This is a genomic window from Cupriavidus metallidurans CH34, from assembly GCF_000196015.1.
Taxonomy (GTDB): Bacteria; Pseudomonadota; Gammaproteobacteria; order Burkholderiales; family Burkholderiaceae; genus Cupriavidus; species Cupriavidus metallidurans.
On sequence record NC_007974.2, the window covers coordinates 340103 to 357497 of the forward strand.

General features: G+C 65.1%; 17 protein-coding genes. 10 read left to right on the plus strand and 7 right to left on the minus strand.

Annotated features, from left to right (window positions below):
- The first annotated feature begins 23 nt into the window (after window positions 1–23).
- Window positions 24–821 (plus strand): enoyl-CoA hydratase/isomerase family protein, encoded by a 798-nt coding sequence (locus RMET_RS19700; RefSeq protein WP_029308818.1) that lies wholly within the window; start codon window positions 24–26, stop codon window positions 819–821.
- A 63-nt stretch (window positions 822–884) separates the two neighbouring features.
- Here RMET_RS19700 and RMET_RS19705 read toward each other — a convergent pair whose 3' ends face one another.
- Entirely contained in the window at window positions 885–1877 is a 993-nt protein-coding gene (locus RMET_RS19705) for a tripartite tricarboxylate transporter substrate binding protein (protein WP_011518320.1), read from the minus strand.
- Window positions 1878–1887: 10 nt separating this feature from the next.
- A complete protein-coding gene (locus RMET_RS19710; protein WP_029309802.1) occupies window positions 1888–3402 on the minus strand; it encodes a class I adenylate-forming enzyme family protein in 1515 nt (504 codons plus the stop codon).
- Between the two features lie 212 nt (window positions 3403–3614).
- Between RMET_RS19710 and RMET_RS19715 the strand changes: the two genes are divergently transcribed.
- Genes RMET_RS19715 through RMET_RS19740 form a run of 6 tightly spaced genes read left to right on the plus strand, consistent with a single transcriptional unit; the run spans window position 3615 to window position 9758 of the window.
- Window positions 3615–4808: an acyl-CoA dehydrogenase family protein gene (locus RMET_RS19715; protein ID WP_011518322.1), complete on the plus strand. Its 1194-nt coding sequence runs from the start codon at window positions 3615–3617 to the stop codon at window positions 4806–4808.
- A gap of 17 nt (window positions 4809–4825) precedes the next feature.
- Window positions 4826–5935 (plus strand): acyl-CoA dehydrogenase family protein, encoded by a 1110-nt coding sequence (locus tag RMET_RS19720; RefSeq protein WP_011518323.1) that lies wholly within the window; start codon window positions 4826–4828, stop codon window positions 5933–5935.
- Window positions 5936–5961: 26 nt separating this feature from the next.
- Window positions 5962–7128: a thiolase domain-containing protein gene (locus RMET_RS19725; RefSeq protein ID WP_008651473.1), complete on the plus strand. Its 1167-nt coding sequence runs from the start codon at window positions 5962–5964 to the stop codon at window positions 7126–7128.
- 14 nt (window positions 7129–7142) lie between these two features.
- Window positions 7143–7541 (plus strand): Zn-ribbon domain-containing OB-fold protein, encoded by a 399-nt coding sequence (locus RMET_RS19730; protein WP_008651474.1) that lies wholly within the window; start codon window positions 7143–7145, stop codon window positions 7539–7541.
- A gap of 13 nt (window positions 7542–7554) precedes the next feature.
- A complete protein-coding gene (locus RMET_RS19735; protein ID WP_011518324.1) occupies window positions 7555–8448 on the plus strand; it encodes a MaoC/PaaZ C-terminal domain-containing protein in 894 nt (297 codons plus the stop codon).
- A gap of 17 nt (window positions 8449–8465) precedes the next feature.
- Window positions 8466–9758 carry a CaiB/BaiF CoA transferase family protein gene (locus RMET_RS19740; protein ID WP_011518325.1) on the plus strand — a complete coding sequence of 431 codons (1293 nt, stop codon included), beginning with the start codon at window positions 8466–8468 and terminating at the stop codon, window positions 9756–9758.
- 55 nt (window positions 9759–9813) lie between these two features.
- Here RMET_RS19740 and RMET_RS19745 read toward each other — a convergent pair whose 3' ends face one another.
- Window positions 9814–11016: a CaiB/BaiF CoA transferase family protein gene (locus RMET_RS19745; RefSeq protein ID WP_029309803.1), complete on the minus strand. Its 1203-nt coding sequence runs from the start codon at window positions 11014–11016 to the stop codon at window positions 9814–9816.
- A gap of 94 nt (window positions 11017–11110) precedes the next feature.
- Window positions 11111–12022, minus strand: a complete 912-nt coding sequence (locus RMET_RS19750) for a LysR family transcriptional regulator (protein WP_029309804.1) — start codon at window positions 12020–12022, stop codon at window positions 11111–11113.
- A gap of 205 nt (window positions 12023–12227) precedes the next feature.
- Between RMET_RS19750 and RMET_RS19755 the strand changes: the two genes are divergently transcribed.
- From RMET_RS19755 to RMET_RS19765, 3 genes are read left to right on the plus strand one after another with little or no spacing between them, the layout of a single operon-like run.
- Window positions 12228–13211, plus strand: a complete 984-nt coding sequence (locus tag RMET_RS19755; protein WP_011518328.1) for a tripartite tricarboxylate transporter substrate binding protein — start codon at window positions 12228–12230, stop codon at window positions 13209–13211.
- A gap of 31 nt (window positions 13212–13242) precedes the next feature.
- Entirely contained in the window at window positions 13243–13713 is a 471-nt protein-coding gene (locus RMET_RS19760) for a MaoC family dehydratase (protein ID WP_008651486.1), read from the plus strand.
- A gap of 49 nt (window positions 13714–13762) precedes the next feature.
- Entirely contained in the window at window positions 13763–14680 is a 918-nt protein-coding gene (locus tag RMET_RS19765) for a tripartite tricarboxylate transporter substrate binding protein (RefSeq protein WP_231138531.1), read from the plus strand.
- Between the two features lie 14 nt (window positions 14681–14694).
- Here RMET_RS19765 and RMET_RS19770 read toward each other — a convergent pair whose 3' ends face one another.
- The 3 genes from RMET_RS19770 to RMET_RS19780 all read right to left on the minus strand — a co-directional run bounded on the left by RMET_RS19770 (window position 14695) and on the right by RMET_RS19780 (window position 17249).
- Window positions 14695–14874: a hypothetical protein gene (locus RMET_RS19770; RefSeq protein WP_008651488.1), complete on the minus strand. Its 180-nt coding sequence runs from the start codon at window positions 14872–14874 to the stop codon at window positions 14695–14697.
- A 216-nt stretch (window positions 14875–15090) separates the two neighbouring features.
- Window positions 15091–15702, minus strand: coding sequence for a YcbK family protein (locus RMET_RS19775; protein ID WP_011518330.1), 612 nt, complete (start codon window positions 15700–15702; stop codon window positions 15091–15093).
- Entirely contained in the window at window positions 15699–17249 is a 1551-nt protein-coding gene (locus RMET_RS19780; RefSeq protein WP_035820883.1) for a L,D-transpeptidase family protein, read from the minus strand. Before RMET_RS19780 ends, RMET_RS19775 begins: the two co-directional genes overlap by 4 nt.
- Window positions 17250–17395 lie beyond the last annotated feature (146 nt).

The window sequence follows — 17395 nt, forward strand, 5'->3', positions numbered from 1 at the left end:
GTAGACGAAAAAAGGAGACAGGCATGACAGAAGAAGACGGCTTGCTGGTGGCAATCTCGGATGGCGTGGCAACGCTGACGCTCAACCGTCCGAAGCAGAAGAACGCCCTGAACGGTTCCATGCGCGACGGGCTATGCGACGCAGTACAGCGGATTCGCGCCGACCGCTCGGTGCGCGCCGTAGTGTTGCGCGGCGCAGGCGAGGACTTCTGCTCCGGTGGCGACATCCGCGCGATGAACGTGACGGAGGCGGACGCGGGCCGCGCGCGCATGGACGACATGCATGGCTGGATCGCCATGCTGCTGGATCTGGATCGTCCCGTGGTCGCGGCGGTCGATGGGGTGGCCTATGGGGCCGGCTTCAGTATTGCGCTGCTTGCCGATTTCATCGTGGCGTCGCCGCGCGCGCGCTTCTGCATGCCGTTCATGAAAGTTGGCCTGGTGCCCGATTGCGGCGCGCTATACACGCTGCCGAGAGTGGTAGGCATGGCGAAAGCGCGGGAACTGGTGTTTAGCGCGCGCGAAATTGGCGCGGAGGAAGCGCGCCAGATTGGCGCCGTGTTCGAGATCGTGCCGGAAGACAAGCTCCATGCCCGCGCCGACGAACTGGCTCGTGGTCTGGCCGGCGCTTCGCCGGCTGCATTCGCCATGGCCAAACGCGCGTTGAACCAGTCGCTTGGCAGCGACGTGCGTGCCATGCTGGAAATGGAGTCGCTGGGGCAGGGCATCGCCTTCACTACCAGCTACCACCGCGAAGCTGTGCGCCGCTTCAAGGAGAAGGAGCCGCCGCTGTTCCGCTGGCCTGCGGCGCCTCGGGACTGATCTCGGGGCTGATGGCTGCCGGGGGCATCGCCCCCGGTTTCACGTCGCCCTCCAGGTCATCCGTCACCCAGCCGTAATGCCGGCTGTCTGGATGACCTTCTTCCATTTCTCGATTTCGCTGTGCAGTCGCTGGCGCATCTGTTCCTGCGTGCCCGGGTCGGCATCCGCGCCGGCCTGCACCATGCGCTGACGCACGGCCGGGTCGTTCATGGCGACGTTGAAATCGGCGTTGAGCTTGTTGAGGATCGGCTGCGGCGTGTGGGCCGGTGCGAACAGCGCAGACCATGAGTAGGCCTCGTAGCCGGGCAGGCCGGATTCCGCAACGGTCGGCACGTCGGGCAAGATCGCCGAGCGCTGGCGGCTGGCCACGCCGAGCACCTTGATGCGGCCCGTCTTGATGTGCGGCAGGGCAGTCGGGGCGTCGCTGAACATTACCTGCACCTGTCCGCCGAGCAGGTCGCTCATGGCCGGGGCGCTGCCCTTGTAAGGGATGTGCTGCAGCTTTGTGCCGGCTTCCATGTTGAACAGTTCGCCTGCCAGATGGGTACCGCCCCCATTGCCCGAAGAGCCGAACGCGAGCGGCTTGTCGCTCTTCTTTGCGTACGCGATGAATTCCTTGATGTTGTTGGCGGGCACGGACGGATGCACCACCACAAAGATCGGATACATCGTCGCGAAGCTGACCGGCGCGAAATCCTTCTCGATGTCATAGGGCAGCTTGCCCATCAGCGACGGATTGACCGAGTGATGGATGGCGCCCACGAACAGGCTGTAGCCGTCGGCAGGTTCCTTCGCCGCGACGGTCGCCCCGATCACGCCGCCAGCACCGGGACGGTTGTCGATGACGACCGGGACCTTCCACATCTCGCCGAGCTTCTGGCCGAAGATTCGCGCCGTGGTGTCCACCGGACCGCCAGGCGGAAACGGCACGATCATTCGCACAGGCTTGGACGGCCAGGTATCGGCCGCGAGCGCGGAAAGCGGATGCGCGACGGCGCCGAGCAGGCCGGCGGCCAGAAGCCGCCTGCGCATGGCGAAGGAACGGGGGGATTGCATGTGGAGTCTCCTATGACAGCAGTGATGCGGCCTGTTCCTGCAGCTCGCGCTTGAGGATCTTGCCGTTGTTATTCGTTGGCAGCTCTGGCAGCGCCACGATGCGCGCGGGGCGCTTGTACGGGGCCAGACGTTCACGCAGGTGGTTCTGCAGCGCGGCAACGTCGAGCGTGGCGCCGGGGCGCAGTTCCACGAAGGCAATGATCTCCTCGTTGCCATCGCTTTCGCGGCAGCCGACCACCGCTGAGCGCTGGATGCTGGGGTGCGTGTTGAGCGCGGTCTCCACCTCAGCCGGATAGACGTTGAAGCCGGAGCGGATGATCATTTCCTTCAGGCGGCCCACCACGAACAGCGCGCCGTCCGCGTGCATTTCGCCGAGGTCGCCGCTCGCGTACCAGCCGCCTTCGCGCATGGCTTTCGCGGTGGCATCCGGATCGCGGAAATAGCCGGGCATCAGGCCCCTGCCGCGCAGCCACAGCTCGCCGCGTTCACCCAGGGGTAACGGTGTGCCGGTGACGGGGTCGGTGACCTGCACTTCGGCCTCGGCCACCGCATAACCCGCGCTAGTATCGGCACGCCGGTCGCCGAGCCGCGTCACGTGCACCGAGCCTGCGTACTCGGACAGCCCGTAGCCGTGGTGCAACGTCAGGCCAAATGTGGCCTCCACACGCTGCTTGAGCGACAGATCCAGCGGACCGGCGCCGGTGTAGAGGTAGCGCAGCGCGGGCGCCGTGGGTGTCGTGATGCCCTCATGTTGCAGGTGCGCCAGCAGACGCGAATACAGCGTCGGCGGCCCCTGCAGTTGCGATACGCCGCAGTGCGCCAGCGCATCCAGCAGGTCGGCTGGATCGAACTGCGGGCGCATGACCAGTTGCGCGCCGGCCAGCAGCGAACTGAGCAGGACGGTGCCGAGCCCGAAAATGTGGGTCATCGGCACAAAGGCATAGCTGCGGTCCACCGGGCTCAGCGCGCGGGCCTCGCACGTCACGCGGGCAAAGTGAATCAGGGCATCGTGCGTGAGCATCACGCCCTTGGGTTCGCCGGTTGTGCCGGAGGTGAAGATCAGAGCGGCCACCTGGTCCTGCAGCGGCTGCCCTTCCGGCATGGCGTTGGCGCGGACGTGGCTGTGCTCCATGCCGTTCAGCGCGGAAGGCACGGCGTCGAACCGGCGTGCATGGGCGGATGCGGCACGTGACGCCGCCGCGGTGAAGTAGATCACCCGGGCATCTGCCTTGGCGGCGAAGGCGTCGATTTCGGCCGGCGCCATCCGCGCGTTGACGCCGCAGGACCACGCCCCCACACGGCTGCAGGCGAGAATCAGCGCGGCGTGTTCGGGGCAGTTTTCCGCCACGACCAGGACGCGGTCTCCCGGCAGGACGCCGAGCGCCAGCAATTCCGCTTCGGCCGCGGTGGTCAGCGCGCCCAGATCGGCGAAGGTCAGGCTACGGCCGTCCGGCAGATGGATGAACGGTTGATCGGGCGACTCGGTCAGCCAGCGGTCTAGCAAGTGATGAATCCGGGTGGTCACGGGAATTGCCGTCCTTTGTGTTGCGGGGGAAAGTCCGGCCAGCATCGCCGCAAAGCCTGGCCGACGCCATTCGTAAATGGCAAGGGGCGGCTTCGAGGCGCTGAAACGGTCGGCTGTGTGCATTTCGCGTTGTCAAAGGCAGGATTCGGCAAACTTGAACCAGCCCGGCCCGGGCGCCCATAGAATCTGTTCATCAGACCGGAGACAGATTCATGGACCTGCGTTTCACCAAGGAAGAAGAAGCCTTCCGAGAGGAAGTCCGCGCCTTTGTCCAGGCCAACTTGCCGACCGATATTCGCGACAAGGTACTGGGCCACAGGCGTGTGGAAAAGGACGACTACGTGCGGTGGCACCGCATCCTTCACGCGCATGGTTGGGGCGCCCCCACCTGGCCGAAGGAATGGGGCGGCACGGGCTGGAACGCGCTGCAGCGCCTGATTTTCGAGATCGAGACGCTGCGGGCTGGCGCCCCGCGCATGTTGCCGTTCGGTCTCACGATGATTGGCCCGGTGCTGATGAAGTACGCCAGCGCCGCGCACAAGGAACGTTTCCTGCCGCGCATCCCGACCGTGGATGAGTTCTGGTGTCAGGGTTACTCCGAACCCGGTTCCGGTTCGGATCTCGCCTCGCTCCGGACCAGCGCCGTGCGCCGTGGCGACAAGTACATCGTCAATGGCCAGAAGACCTGGACGACGATGGCGCATTTCGCCGACTGGATCTTCTGCCTGGTGCGTACCGATCCGGAAGCCAAGGCCCAGGAAGGCATCTCGATGCTGCTGATCGACATGAAATCGCCCGGTGTGACCGTGCGACCGATCAAGACGCTCGACGGCGGTCACGACGTGAACGAGACCTGGTTCGAAGAAGTCGAGGTACCGGTCGAGAACCTGCTCGGCGAGGAGAACAAGGGCTGGACCTACGCCAAGTACCTGCTTGGCCACGAGCGCACCGGCATCGCCGGCATCGGGCACTGCTACCGCGAACTGCGCCTGCTCCGGAAGTACGCCGCCGAGACTACCGATGGCCGTGGCGGCCGCCTGATCGACGACGTGCGTATGCGCGACAAGATCGCTCGTCTCGAAATGGATCTGATGGCGCTGGAAATGCTGCTGCTGCGCGTGGCCACGCAGGCCGCGGGCACCCCCGGCCCGGAAGCGTCGATCGTCAAGATTCGTGGCTCGGAGCTGCAGCAGGACATCGCCATGCTCCAGATGGAAGTGGCGGGCCCGAACGGCTGGCCTTACTCGACGGACTGGATGGAGCTGGGCGCGCCTCAGCCCGTTAGTGGCGCGGAATGGGCGGCACCGGCTGCCTCGACCTACTACGACATGCGCAAGACCACGATCTACGGTGGTTCGACCGAGGTTCAGAAGAACATCATCTCCAAGATGATCATCGGTTTCTAGGCGAAAGGACGACAAGCATGGATTTCACGTATAGCGAAGAACAGCGGATGCTCGCCGACAGCCTGCGCCGCTTTGTCGAATCCGAGTACTCCTTCGAGAAGCGCCGCCGCAACGCCCGCGAACACGGCAGCTTCGACCGGGGCATCTGGTCGTCGCTGGCGGAGATGGGCGTGCTCGGTCTGGCCGTGCCGGCTGACCACGGTGGCTTTGGCCACGGCCCGGCCAGCCAGGTTGTCGTGCAGCGCGAACTGGGCCGCGCGCTCGTGCAGGAGCCTGTGATCCCGAGCGGTGTCATCGCCACGGCGATCCTCGCGCATCACGCGCCTGCTGCCCTGCAGGCCGAGTGGCTGCCCGCCATCGCGAGTGGCGACAAGATCTTCACGCTGGCCTATCTGGAGCCGGACTCGCGTTATCGCCCCGAAGTCGCCAGGACGACGGCCCGCAAGGCCGGTGCCGACGGCTATGTGCTCAATGGCCGGAAGTCGGTGGTCTGGCATGGCGCGGCGGCTGATACGTACATTGTTTCGGCGATGCTCGACGGCGCGCTGGCGCTGTTCCTGGTGAGCCGCGACGCGAAGGGGCTGGCGGTAACCGGCTATCCGACCATGGACCGACTGTCGGGCGCGGGCCTGCAACTCGCCGACGTGCCCGCCACGCTGGTCACGACGAACGGTCTCGAGGCCCTGGAGCTTGGACTCGATCACGGCGTTGCCGCGCAATGCGCGGCGGCGGCCGGCGCTATCGAACGGCTGATCGAGATCACCGCCGAGTACCTTGGCACCCGCAAGCAGTTCGGCAAGCCGCTGGCATCTTTCCAGGCCCTTCAGCACCGCGTGGCCGACATGCTGCTGCAGAAGGAACTGGCGCTGTCGATGGCCTACGTGGCCGCGCAGGGCCTCGATGCCACCGACGCGGCCGAGCGCCGCCGCAAGGTGTCCGCCGCGAAGGTCGTCACGGCCAAGGCCGCGCGCTTCGCCGGCCAGCAGGCGGTGCAGTTGCACGGCGGCATGGGTATGACTGATGAACTGGAGGTTGGCGACTATTTCAAGGCGCTGACCATGGTAGACGTCCTGCTGGGCGATACCGACCTCCACCTGGAACGCTACGGCGAAGCCATGGCGGCCTGACAAGACCCGATAACGGATGACTGTTCATGACCATCAATAGCAAGGCATATATCGTCGGGGCGTACGAGCACCCGACCCGCAAGGCACCGGACAAGACCGTTGCCCAGCTTCACGCGGAAAGCGCCAAGGGCGCGCTCGAGGATGCGGGCCTGTCGCTGGCCGACGTCGACGGCTACTTCTGCGCCGGTGACGCCCCGGGCCTCGGCATGGTGAACATGGTCGACTATCTCGGCCTGAATGTGCGCCATGTGGATTCGACCGAAATGGGCGGGTCCTCCTACATCGCCCACGTCTCGCACGCCGCGCAGGCCATCGCTGCCGGCAAGTGCAACGTGGCACTGATCACGCTGGCCGGCCGTCCGCGTTCGGAAGGTTCGAGCGGCACGCAGGCACGCAACTGGGGCGCGAACCTGCCGGACCAGCCGTTCGAGGCACCGTTCAACCCGGTGACGGTCAACCTGTACGCGATGGTTGCCCAGCGGCACATGTACGAGTTCGGCACCACGCCCGAGCAGCTCGCGTGGGTCAAGGTGGCTGCGTCGCATCACGCCCAGTACAACCCGAACGCCATGTTGCGCGAAGTTGTCACCGTCGAGGACGTGGTGAATTCCCCGATGATCTCCGACCCGCTGCACCGGCTGGACTGCTGCGTGGTGTCCGATGGTGGCGGTGCCCTCATCGTGGCCCGCCCGGAAATCGCGGCCAAGCTTAATCGCCCGAAGATCAAGATCCTGGGCGCTGGCGAGCACGTGAAGGGTTTGCTGGGCGGCCAGGTGGACCTGTCGTGGTCCGCCGCGCGTTTCTCCGGCGCTGCAGCCTTCGAGGAAGCCCGTGTCACCCCGGCAGACATCAAGTACGCGTCGATCTACGACAGCTTCACGATCACCGTGCTGATGCAGCTGGAAGACCTGGGCTTCTGCAAGAAGGGCGAAGGCGGCAAGTTCGTGATGGACGGCAACCTGATCTCCGGCGTGGGCAAGCTGCCGTTCAATACCGATGGCGGCGGTCTCTGCAATAACCACCCGGCCAACCGTGGCGGCATCACCAAGGTGATCGAAGCCGTGCGCCAGTTGCGCGGCGAAGCCCACCCCGCGGTGCAGGTGAAGAACTGCGACCTGGCGCTGGCCCAGGGTACCGGCGGCTACATGGGCTCACGCCATGGTTCCGCCACGCTGATCCTCGAACGCGAATAACAGGGATGCCACAGATGACGACTCCTTACGTCCCCACTCCGTACAAGGCTCCCGACGAGCAGCCCGACAACACCGCCTTCTGGCAGGCCGCCCGCGAGGGACGACTGCTGGTGCGCCAATGCAAGTCCTGCGGCAAGCCGCACTGGTATCCGCGCACGCTGTGCCCGTTCTGCATGGGTGACACCGAGTGGAAGACCGCCAGCGGGCAGGGCGAGATCTACTCATTCAGCATCACGCGCCGCGCCGGCCCCAATCCGTTCTGCATCGCCTATGTGAAGCTCGATGACGGCGTGACGATGATGACGAATATCGTCGACACCGATCTCGATACCGTACACATCGGCCAGCGCGTGAAGGTGCGGTTCGCCGAGACCGACGGCGGCGCGCCGGTCCCTGTCTTCGCACCGGTCTGAACCAGAGGGAAGGATGCCGATCAGCTACCAGCATCTGCGGAACCGGCCGTTCGCGCCGGTCCGTCAGCACTACACCGCGCGCGACACCATGCTGTACGCGCTGAGCCTGGGCCTGGGCAATGATCCGATGAATGCATCGGCATTGCCCTTTGTCTACGAAGGCGCTGCCAGCGGGCTGCGCGCGCTGCCGTCGCAGGCGGTGGTGCTGGGCTATCCCGGCTTCTGGGCACGCGAGCCAGATACCGGTATCGACTGGGTCAAGCTGCTGCACGGCGAACAGCGGTTGCGGCTGCACCGTCCGCTGCCCGCAGAGGCAGAGGTTGTCGGTCATAACCGCATCACGCACCTGACCGACAAGGGTGCCGGCAAGGGAGCCATCATGGTGACCGAGCGGAAGCTGGAAACCGCACAGGGTGAACTGCTGGCGACCGTCCAGCAGGTGTCGTTCCTGCGTGGCGATGGCGGCTACAGTCAGGCGGACGGCGGGCAACCGAGCGATGATCCACTGCCCGCGCTGCGGCCGACACCTGAAGACAGGGCGCCCGACTTTGTCGATACGCAGCCGACGCGCCCTGAAGCGGCGCTGTTGTATCGCCTGATGGGCGATTTCAATCCGCTGCACGCGGACCCTGCCGTGGCGGCGGCAGCGGGATTCGAGCGGCCGATCCTGCATGGCCTGGCCAGTTACGGCCTTGTTGCGCATGCGCTGCTTCGGCAATGCGCGGGTCACGACCCGGCACGACTGCGCGCGTTCGATATCCGCTTCGCATCACCGGTGTTTCCGGGCGAAACGCTTGTCACCGAGATCTGGCGCGATCCCGCTCAGCCGAACCAGTTCCAGTTGCGCGCCAAGGTGCTGGAGCGCGACAAGGTCGTGCTCAGCCATGGCTGGGCGGAGATCGCCTGAATATCCAACGAATTACCATGACGACACCCTCCGATTCGACCACCGGCCTGCCGCTGCCGTCCCGGCAGACCGGCGCCTTGAGCCATATCCGCGTGCTGGATCTATCGCGTGTGCTGGCTGGGCCGTGGTGCACGCAGAACCTCGCCGACATGGGCGCGGACGTGATCAAGGTCGAGAAGCCCGGCGCGGGGGATGACACCCGGCACTGGGGGCCTCCGTATCTGCAAGACGAAGATGGGCCCACGAGCCAGGCGAGCTACTTTGCCGCGTGCAATCGCAACAAGCGCTCGGTGACGATCGACATCGCCAAGCCGGAAGGGCAGAAGCTGATCCGTGAACTGGCGATGCAGAGCGACGTGGTCATCGAGAACTACAAGACCGGTGGCCTCAAGCGCTACGGGCTCGACTACGACTCGCTCAGCGCGCTGAATCCGCGCCTGATCTACTGCTCGGTCACGGGTTTCGGTCAGACCGGTCCTTACGCGGCACGTCCCGGCTATGACCTGCTGATCCAGGCCATGAGCGGCCTGATGAGCATCACTGGCCAGGCCGACGGAGAGCCTGGCGCGGGCCCGGTACGCGTGGGCGTCGCCGTGATCGACGTGTTCACGGGCATGTACGCGACCACGGCCATTCTTGGCGCGCTGGAGGCACGGCACTTCACCGGCCGAGGCCAGCATATCGATGTCGCGCTGCTCGACGTTGCCATGGCGGTCCTGGCGAATCAGGGCGCGGGATACCTGAACGCGGGTGTCGTGCCGACCCGCCAGGGCAACACGCACCCGAGCGTCGTGCCGTATCAGGATTTCCCGACGCAGGACGGCGACATGTTGCTTGCCATCGGCAACGACGGCCAGTTCGTGCGCTTCTGCGAAGCCGCCGATGTCGACTGGGCGCGCGACGAGCGGTTCGCTACCAACAGCGCCCGGGTCACACATCGCCGGACGCTGATTCCGATGATGAGCGAGGTCACGCGGACCCGGCCGACCAGCGAATGGATTCGTCTGCTGGAGGCTGCGTCAGTGCCTTGCGGTCCGATCAACGATATCGCCCAGGCATTTGCCGACGAGCATGTCCAGCATCGCGGACTGCGCGTTGAGCAGGAGCGTTACGGGGAGGCAGGATGTCCCCCGTCGGATAGCGTGAACCGGATCTGCAGCACGGCCAGTCCGCTGAGGCTGTCGGAGACGCCCACGACGGTGCGTTACGCGCCACCGGGGCTCGGCCAACATACGGACGAGGTGCTGCGCGACAATCTCAAGCTTGGTTCCGACGAAGTCGCGGACTTGCGCGCCAAGGGCATTCTGTAAAACAAGCCTTAAAAAAACCGGCAGTGCAAGGCACTGCCGGTTTTCTTGCGTGGTGCTAGATCGCCCCTTGCTGGCGTAGCGCTTCCAGTTGCGCCGCGGTGTATCCGAGCTTGCCCAGAATGGCGGCAGTGTGTTCTCCAAGATCCGGCACGTCACCCATGCGCGCTGGCGCGTTCGTCAGTGTGGCGGGCGGCAACAGGGCCTGGATCGATCCGGCTGGCGTCGCAACGTCACGCCAGCGTTGCCGCGCTGCCAGTTGCGGATGGTTCCAGACGTCGTGCATGTCGTTCAGCGGTGCGTTCGCAATGCCGCCTTGATCGAGACGTTCGATCAGTTCGTCGCGTGTCATCCGGTTCAGGTGCTTGCCGATTTCCACGTCCAGCGCCTCGCGATGGTTCACGCGTTCCAGGTTCGTCGTGAAGCGTGGGTCGTTCGCCAGGGCCGCATCGTCGAGAACGTTCAGACAGAAGCGCTGCCACTCCCGATCGTTCTGCAGTCCGAAGATCACGCTGCCGCCGTCGCCGGTGCGATAGTGGCCGTAAGGTGCAATCGAGGGATGCGCCAGGCCATGCCGGGCGGGCGGTGTGCCGCCATAGTGCGCGAAGTTCAGCGGATACGACATCCACTCGCCGAGCGCTTCCAGCATGGTGACTTCCACGCGCTCGCCCACGCCGGTGCGGGCACGCAGCAGCAGCGCCGAGAGAATGCCCGAGTAGGCGTACATGCCGGCCGCGATGTCGGCGATCGAGATCCCGGCGCGCGACGGCGCGTCCTCCCCGCCGGTGACCGATATCAGACCGGCCGCCGCCTGGATCAGCAAGTCGTAGGCCTTCTTGTCGCGATATGGGCCGTGGTCGCCATAGCCCGATATGTCGCACACGATCAGCTTTGGAAAGCGGGTGTGCAGCGCGTCGAAGCCTAGCCCGAGCCGGTCGGCGGCGCCGGGCGCGAGGTTCTGGATCAACACGTCAGCCTCGTCAAGCAATTGCTGAAGGATGTCTGCCGCGTCGGGATGCTTCAGATCGAGCGACAGGCTTTCCTTGCCCCGGTTGGCCCAGACGAAGAACGACGACATGCCGTGCACGGTCTTATCGTAGCCGCGCGCGAAATCGCCGACACCAGGGCGTTCGATCTTGACGACGCGCGCGCCAAGATCGGCAAGCTGACGGCTGGCGAACGGGGCGGCGACGGCATGTTCCAGCGCGACGACGGTGACGCCTTCCAGGGGAAGAACTGCAGGGGGCACGGCGGGCTCCATTAGGCGTGGGACGCACGGCGTCCGGGATGGCCGAGTATGGAGTGACGTGTGTGACGAAGCCAGTCGATATTTCCTTACACGGCTTCAAACACATCTAACGCAGGACGGTGTCTGGGAATGACTCGCTGGATTCCGTCAGAAAGCGAATGAACGCACGCGTGTAGTCCGGCAAGCTCTGAAGGCTGCGCGCGACCACGCGCTGCTCGCGCATGGCCCAGGGTTCGTCCAGCACCACGCCCTCGACGAGCCCTTGCGCGATGGCCGGTGCCGCCACGGAACGCGGTACCAGTGCGATGCCGGCGCCCTCCTGCACGCAGCGGATCACGGCCGGAAAATTCGGCGCATGCACGCGCACATGCGGGACGATGCCTGCGCGCGTTGCCATATCCTGCAGATAGAGGAAATTGCTGCTCTTGCTGCCGATCGATACGAGTTCGTGGCGCAACGCCTGGACCAGCGAGACGCTATCGCGCATGCCCAGCGGATGACGTGGCGGCACCACGAACAGTAGCTCGTCTGCGCCATAGAGGATGGAGTCGAGGCCATGCAGGTCGATGGCGCCTGCCACCAGCCCGATATCGGCGCGTTGCTCCTGCACCGCGCGAACGCTGTCCGCGCTCAGGTGCTCCTCGAGGTCGACATTGACGTTGGGATAGGCCGCCAGGAAGCGGCTGAGGGCCACGGGCAGGTTGCACATGGTGCTGCTGTTCGCGTAAACGCGAATGTGCCCTTCGATGCCATCGGTGTGGCGCCGCATGCCGATCTGCAACTGCTCCACATTGTCCAGAATCGTCCTGGCGTGCTGCAGCATGGTTTCGCCGGCCGCCGTCAGGACCATGCCCTTCTGCGTGCGATTGAACAGCGGCACGCCGACGGTCTGCTCCAGATTCTTCAGCCGATAGCTGGCGGAGGGCGCAGTCAGATGCATGTCGGAAGCACCCATCGTCAGGCTTCCCGCCTCGGCAATGGCCACGAAGACCCGAAGGTCGGTTAACTCAAATCGCAAGGTCGTCTCCTGTTGCCACGGCGCCGGTCGGTGCCGAGGGGCCAGGGGCGCTTCAGGCATCGCGGTTCGAATTCTTCTAAGGGGACTCAGTACTTTTCGACTGGCCCGAGCCGCGCTGTCGATTCTATAGTGATCGCTCGCGCCGTGGCATGGCGACATTGCAAAGACGTTACCGGTCACCACAGAACCGGACGGAGACAACCTCATGATTCCATCGCTTTACCGGCTCGGCGCAGCGCTGATCTGCGCCGGGGCGCTCCTGGCCACCGCAACGCCGGCAGCGGCTGACGCTGGCTATCCCGCGAAGCCAATCCGCCTGGTGGTGCCCTACGCCGCGGGTGGCCCCACCGATACGTTCGCGCGGGCGCTGGTAGCGGGCTGGAGCCGGCAATTGAAAGCCCAGATCGTGATCGAGAACCGGACCGGTGCGGGCACGCTGGTCGGTACCGAGTACGTGTCGAAGGCGACCCCGGACGGTTATACGCTGCTGCTGACCACGGTGGCGCACGCGGTCAACCCCAGCATCCATGACGCACTGCCGTATCGCACCATCGAGGACTTCGCCCCGGTGGGGCTGGCCGCGCGCGCGCCACTGGTGCTGGTGGTCAACAAGAAGCTGCCGGTGGGGAACCTGAAGGAGTTCATCGCTTATCTGAAGGCGCATCCTGGCCAGGTCAACTACAGCTCTGCCGGGGTGGGCAGCGCGCCGCATCTCGGTGCGGAATTGCTCAACTACATGAGCGACACGAAGACCGTTCACGTGCCGTATCGCGGCAGCGCGCCGGCCATGGCTGACCTGATCGGCGGCCACGTGGCTTTCATGTTCGATAGCGCGCCGACCGGGCTGGCCCAGGTCCGTGCCGGTACCGTGAAGCTTCTCGCCACCACGATGGCTGCGCGCTTGCCGCAGACGCCCGACGCGCCGGCGGTGGCCGAGGTTGTGCCCGGCTACGAGGCCTACACCTGGAATGCCGTGTTTGCGCCGGCCAACACGCCGCCGGAGGTTATCCGCAAGCTGACGGACACGCTGGGCGCAACGCTCAAGGAGCCCGCGCTGCAGGCCAAGGCCGTCGATCTCGGGCTGCAGCTGGAACCGAATCCAACACCGCAGGCGCTCGCGCAGTTCGTGCGCGCGGAGATCGCCAAGTGGAAGCCCGTGGCAGTCGCCGCCAACATGAAGGCCGACTGACGTCGCGCCGCAGGAAAAGGAAGACCGAACGATGATCAGACACGAACTCTGCGCCCAGCGCTATTTCGAGGATTTCGAAGTCGGGGAGCGGATGAACCTGCCCTCACGGACGATGACCGATGCGCTGTTCGCCGCGTTTCAGCTGGCCAGCGGCGACAACCATCCCGTGCACTATGACGTGGAGTACTGCCGCGCGCATGGCATGCCCCATATGCTGGCGCATGGTTTCCAGGTGCTGATCCAGACCGCAGCGGGCGCCGGCTTGTTTCCGCATATGGTCGAGGAATCGCTGAAGGGGTTTATCGAGCAGAGCAGCCGCTTTCTGGCGCCGGTCTATGTCGGAGACACGCTGTATTGCAGCCTGACGGTCAGCGAGCTGATTCCGGGCCGCACCACCGGCGTGCTGGTGATGCAATCCGAGATCCGTAACCAGAACGACGTGCGCGTCATGGAAGGCACGCAGAAGTACCTGTTGCGCAAGCGGGTGCCGGATGCGCGTTAGCACCCGATCCACCCGATTCATTCGGCCCTTCGCTCTGCTCGCGCTCGCCTTGTGCGCGAGCGCCGTGGCGGCGGAAGACAAGTTCCCGTCGGGCCCGGTCACGCTGATCGTCCCTTACGCGCCGGGTGGCACGACGGACGTCGTCGCGCGTCAGTACGCCGTGGCGCTGCAGACGGCGCTAGGGCAATCGGTGGTAGTGGAGAATCGGCCCGGCGTGTCGGGAACGCTGGGCGCCCAGGCATTGCTGCGGGCAAAGCCCGATGGATACACGCTCGCCATGATTCCGGCCACGGTATTCCGCCAGCCGTTCATCCAGAAGACGGCTTACGATCCGGCGAGCGACTTCACATACCTCGCGCGGATATCGGGCTATACGTTTGGCATCGTGGTGCGTGCGGACTCGCCCTGGCAATCCTGGGCTGACTTCCTTAAATCGGCGCGCGCGGATCCCGGCAAGTATTCGTATGGCTCGCCGGGGCAGTTCAGCACACCGCATGTCACGATGCTCGAGATCGGCGCGAAGACGGGCATCTCGCTGAATGCGGTTCCATACAAGAGCGATGCCGAGTGCATACCCGCGCTGCTTGGCGGTCACGTGTCGATGTGCGCGGCGGGCAGTTCTGCCGGGACGCTGGTCGACAGCGGCAAGCTGAGATGGCTGAACCTCTGGACCGAGCGTCGTTCCACGCGCTGGCCCGATGTGCCAACGCTGCGCGAACTCGGGCTGGATCTCGTATCGGCGTCCCCCTACGGCATTGCGGGGCCGAAGGGCATGAAGGAGCCGGTTGTGCGGGTACTGGAAGACGCGCTGCACAAAGCGGCGGTCGATCCGGTTCACCTCGCGGCGCTGAAGCGGCAGGACCAGGCGCTCATGTACATGGATGGCGCCGCCTACAAGCGTTTCGTGGCGGAGCAGATCTCGGTTGAGCGGGCGATGGTTCAGCGTCTGGGGCTGAAGGCGGACTAGCCCCCGGCGGCGGTTCAGCGGTCCTGCTGCGCGGGCTTGAACGCCTCGCCTACGACGCGGGCGTTGTCGAGGTACAGATCCCAGCCACCGGCCCAGTAACTGCCCCACCACGACGACTTGTCCTGGTTGCTGGAAGGGGTCTTGTTGAAGGCTGCGCCGTAGGGCAGGAAGACGGTTTCGACTTGCGTGGACATGGTCTGGGCGCCAGATGGCGTGGTCAGGTTGGTCGGTCCCTTGGTTATCCTTGGTGGATTCCCTTATAGGGTTTTCCCGAAGTGTAGCAAGACCACTACCATTCACGCCATGGGACCGATGGGCATACCGCCCATCAAGGCCGTATGATGAGACGCTTAGGGCATATTGAGGGCTGGCTGCCGCCAGCCCTGGCCCTGGCGTTTCATCCGGGCGCCTTATCCCCAGTGCCGCACACGGCCGGTATCGACGTGCACGAAATCCTCTTGCTGGTAGAACCCGACGCCGCCAATCTTCAGCGAGGTGGCTGCATCGCGCAGATCGGCCAGCGATACGCCGGGCAGCCGGATATCGATAGCCATGCCGTCCATATGCAGGCTGTGCTTGGCCACGCCGCCGCCACGCGTGTTGCGCAGGCGGGTGTTGGTGGCCGGGCTGCGATAGCCGGAAATGACCTGGAACGGGGTGTCTGTCTCAAGCTCCCGTCGCAACGAGAAAAGCAGGCCGAAAAGCTGGGGGTCGATTGCGCCGACCGAGCCCGAATAGTGATCCCGCAGGAAGCGGTTCAACGCCAGCTGTGCCTGTGGCAGCACTTCGCTACCCATCGCATAGACCAGCGAGATGTTCTCGCCCGTGTGCGTGTGATGGAACGATAGCGAGCGGGCATTCGGCGGGTTGCCGGGGCCGCTGTCAGGTGTGTTCTCAGGTGTGTTGTCCGGCGTATTGGCCCGTGCCACGCCGGTGGAGAGCGCTGCAATGCCGGTGCCGAGGATCAGGCCGCTGGCGCGGTGCAGAAAGCGGCGGCGCGGGGGAGTCTTCGATTGCGTCATGGTGTGGTCTGCGCGAGCTTGCCGGCGCGTGCGGTGGCCGGCGGGTTGCGCTGCCGCAGCGCCTGCTCCAGCAGCTTGTCCTGTCCGTAGATATCAGGCAGAAAATATACCCGTCCATCGGCCCTGGCAATGGCGGTGCCGTACGCCAATACAACAGGCAAAGGCTGCTTCAACGCAATTGTGTTGGACTTTCCCTTGCTCATCGCCTGCCGGATCCGCTCCTCGGTCCACTCGGGCATGTCCTGCAGCACGAACTTCGCCAACTGCACCGGCTCCTCCACGCGGATGCAGCCGTGGCTGAAATCGCGGCGGCCGCGCTGGAACAATTGCGGGGTCGGTGTGTGGTGCAGATAGATGTTCTGATTGTTCGGGAAGACGAACTTGATGTCCCCCAGCGCGTTCAACGGGCCGGGCCGTTGCCGGATGCGCATCTGGCCGTTCAGCACCGCATCGAGATTGGCCGACGACAGCGTGGTAATCGCCTGGCCACCCGAGACGAACTCGAAGCCCTGTCGCGTGAAATACCCGGGATCGCGTCGCGATTTCGGGACCACTTCGCTGCGCGCGATGGATGGCGGCACGTTCCAGTACGGGCTGAACTCGATATAGCGCATGTCCTCGCGGAACATCGGCGTGCGGGTGTTGAGCGCCTTGCCGACGATGACCTTCATCTCCAGCTTGATGTCCAGCTTTCCGTCGACGTAATCATAGGCGCGCAGCATGAACTCGGGAATGTTGACGACGATGACGCGGGGGCCTGCCGTCAACGGTGTCCAGCGCAGGCGCTCCATCGTCAGCGCGATCTGCTTCACGCGTTCGGACGGTGTTGTGTTGAGTTGCGCCAGCGTGCCTTGTCCGATGACGCCGTCGGCATCTAGACCATGCCGCTTCTGGAATGACTCGACCGCGGTCACCAGCGCGCCTTCGTACTTTTTCGGAACCGGCGTGCCTTGGGGCAGATCGCCCAATGCCTCCAGGCGCTGCGCCATTTGCGCAAGCCCGTCATAGGGCTGCCCGATGGCCAGCTTGTTGCCCGGTGGCGTCGGCAGCGGGGTGTTCCAGAGCGGCTGGGTGGCCAGGGCCCGATAGCGGCTCAGCGCGTCGCGCAGCGTCGGATACAGCGGGAACGATGGCGCCGCCTCGTGAATCGCCGCGGGCAGCCGGTTCGCGGCGACGGCGGCGTGCAGATAGCTGTCGGGGTCGAACGGTGTTTCGTCCGCTACCGAGAAGTTCACGTGGATCTGGCGCGGGTCGATCCGCCCCTTGTGCAGGTCCGACAGGTACTGGCGCATCGCCACAGTCAGCGCATTGTCCACCCGATCCAACGACTCCGGAGCCAGGGCCGTGCCGGAGTCGGCCTGCGCGATGGCCCGCTTGAGGCCGTCCGCGTCGTAATCTCGGGGTTCCAGCCCATCCGCGCCCGCATCCGCCAGCGCGGCCACGGCCTGCTGCGCGGCTTGCGTCGGGCGTCCATTGGCAAACCACAGTGGCTGCGCCCAGGCGGACGTCGCGGCGCCGATGAACCAGGCGCATAACGCGGCTCGCATCCATGTCCGTTTCCGGCGTGGGTGGGGTGTCGAGGGACGGGTCGAGATAACAGCGGTGGCGGTCATCGGCATTCCGGAAGTTTGAGAGAGAGGCTCACGATGGCATCGTATCCGAAGACGAAGGTCGGCTCGCGGGCGCGCTTGAT